At 33.7% G+C, this 2747-nt stretch carries 3 protein-coding genes and 1 tRNA gene; 1 reads left to right on the forward strand and 3 read right to left on the reverse strand.

What is annotated here, in order from left to right; translation table 11 throughout:
• Positions 1-130: 130 nt before the first annotated feature.
• The 3 genes from era to ACIQ2X_RS15505 all read right to left on the reverse strand — a co-directional run bounded on the left by era (position 131) and on the right by ACIQ2X_RS15505 (position 1827).
• On the reverse strand, positions 131-1012 hold the full coding sequence (gene era, locus ACIQ2X_RS15495) for a GTPase Era (RefSeq protein ID WP_396179873.1): 882 nt from the start codon (positions 1010-1012) through the stop codon (positions 131-133).
• A gap of 128 nt (positions 1013-1140) precedes the next feature.
• Positions 1141-1213 (reverse strand) — tRNA-Met (locus tag ACIQ2X_RS15500).
• 329 nt (positions 1214-1542) lie between these two features.
• Positions 1543-1827 carry a 4a-hydroxytetrahydrobiopterin dehydratase gene (locus ACIQ2X_RS15505; RefSeq protein WP_396179874.1) on the reverse strand — a complete coding sequence of 95 codons (285 nt, stop codon included), beginning with the start codon at positions 1825-1827 and terminating at the stop codon, positions 1543-1545.
• 104 nt (positions 1828-1931) lie between these two features.
• Here ACIQ2X_RS15505 and ACIQ2X_RS15510 point away from each other — a divergent pair.
• On the forward strand, positions 1932-2747 hold an 816-nt coding region (locus ACIQ2X_RS15510; protein ID WP_396179875.1), incomplete at its 3' end, for an 8-amino-7-oxononanoate synthase.

The following is a 2747-nucleotide window of genomic DNA, read 5'->3' on the forward strand; positions in this document are numbered from 1 at the left end:
ATTATATGCTTGAAATCAAGAACAAAAGCGAAGTGATGGAACGTTAATCACGAATTGGAAAAACATCAATCAGGTCGATATATAAACAAAAAACCTATTGATAATTATCCGAACAAACCGCAACTTGTCCCTACTGATTATACCCAAACCTTTTCAGCATATTGGTATTACTTCTCCAGTTTTTGTTAACTTTCACGTACATTTCAATGTGAATTTGTTTGCCAAAAAACTTTTCTAAATCCGCTCGGGCTTCTACTCCTACTCGTTTCAATGCTTCGCCTTTGTGACCAATGATGATTCCCTTCTGGGTATCGCGTTCGACCATAATTAAGGCACGAATGCGAATAATATTTTCGTCTTCAAAAAATTCTTCCGTTTCGATTTCTACCGAATAGGGAATTTCTTTTTTGTAATGCAACAATATTTTCTCACGAATGGTTTCGTTTACAAAAAATCGTTCGGGTTTGTCGGTCAATTGATCTTTTGGATAATATGCGGGAGATTCGGGAAGTAAATCCAAAATCCGATTGAAAACTTCTTTCACATTAAAATTTTGCAAGGCCGAAATCGGGAAAATTTCTGCATTGGGCACTTTTGCAGTCCAATAGGCTACTTGTTCTTCCAATTGAAGTTGATCGGAAGTATCAATTTTATTCAACAGCAATAAAATCGGAATTTGAGCATGAATGATTTTATTAAAAAATGCTTCATCTTTCAAATCTTGTTCGCCAATTTCGACCATATAAATCAAAATATCAGCGTCTTCAAATGCAGATTTCACAAAATTCATCATCGACTCTTGCATTTCATAAGCCGGTTTGATGATTCCAGGCGTATCTGATAAAATCACTTGGAAGTCATCGCCGTTTACAATTCCAAGAATTCTGTGGCGTGTAGTTTGTGCTTTGGAAGTGATAATCGACAAGCGTTCGCCCACGAAAGCATTCATTAACGTTGATTTTCCGACGTTGGGATTTCCAATAATATTTACAAAACCTGCTTTGTGTGACATCTACAATTTATTTTAGAATGCAAAGGTAATCATATCAATGAAATGGTGTGCGATAAACCACTATTTCCTGTTCCACCGAAATGCGTTAAAACAAAAAAACCACTAACTTTCGTTAATGGTTTTTCTAGTAGCGGGAATTGGACTCGAACCAATGACCTTCGGGTTATGAGCCCGACGAGCTACCTACTGCTCTATCCCGCGATATATGTTTATCTAATCATGATTTCAATTTGGTTGAAACATTTAAGGTGTAACTCCCTGTTTGTTTCGAGTGCAAATATACAACGAATATCATATAAAGCAAGTGTTTTTATCAAAAAATATTTTTAATACCACTATTTACTAAAACACGGAGCATCTAAATCCTGTAAAACTATAACAATCAATAAACTAAACTATAAATTTGAGATTTGCAGGAATTTTTTTTTTAAGAAAAGAAATGCAAATTTTTGTCAAGAACTCCAGTTCCATTAAAAAAAGCGATTGTAAAAAGGAGGGAAAAAATTCAAAACAGTTCCTATTCAATTGCGTTACTTTATTAAACCTTCAATTTGAAGTGCTAAGTCGATATCTTTTTGGGAAATTCCACCAGCATCGTGCGTGGTTAAACCAATGGTAACTTTATTGTACACATTCGACCATTCGGGATGATGATTGGCTTGTTGGGCTAAAAGTGCTACTTGCGTCATAAAACCAAAAGCTTCGATAAAATCTTTGAATTTGAAGGTCTGTAGGAGTTGATGGGATTTCCAGCTCCAATTTAGCAAATCATTTTCCATCTGTGCTTTAATCTCATTATCCGTCAATTTTTGCATTTTGATTTTTTTTTATCAATGAAAAGCTAAAATACATAAATAAGAAATAGCATGTCATTTAAACTCTACTAAAAAAACCTACTTTTGCATAACTTTCATTGCTATTGAAAAACACATTTTATCATACAATTTTCGAAAAAACTTCCGAACTTCCTAACAATTGGGATGCATTGGCTACGGGAAATATTTTTTTAACCAGAAGATATCTTACCGTTTTAGAAGCTTCCGCTCCTGAAAATATGCAGTGTTTTTTTATTGCTGTATTTCAGGATGAAACGATTGTGGGTATCGCCGTTGCACAATTTATAGATGGAACTAGGTTGGAAACTTTTGGAGATCGCGATAAGTGTTTAAAAACTTTTGTACGAAATTTTGTCTTTAAAAATTTTAGCAGTCAAATCCTTTTCATTGGAAATAACATGTTGACGGGGCAAAATGCATTTTCGTTTTTAGCCGAAATAAATGCCATTACCCTTTTGAAAGAAATAAAAAAAGCGGCACAAACTATTGAAAAGCAATTAAAAAGTCAAGGCAAAAAAGTCCATCTACTTAGTTTAAAGGATTTTACATCCGCACAAGTTTCTAATTTTAAAGAAGCTGATTTCTCGAACTTTTATCAATTTCAAATTCAGCCCAATATGGTTTTAGAAATAAAACCACATTGGCATTCCATAGATGATTATGTAGCCAATTTGAACAAAAAATACCGCGATCAATACAAACGAGTTCGAAAAAAGGGCCAGGACATTGAAAAGCGAAAATTGGAATTTGAAGAAATTTCAAAATTGGAAGCAGTTATTTACGATTTGTATTTGCATGTGGCTAAAAATGCACCATTCAACACGTTTTTATTAAATAGAAATCACTTTAGTAGCTTGAAACAACATTTAGGGCATAATTTTTTGTTTTATGGGTACTTT

This window comes from Flavobacterium sp., from assembly GCF_044368625.1.
GTDB lineage: Bacteria > Bacteroidota > Bacteroidia > Flavobacteriales > Flavobacteriaceae > Flavobacterium.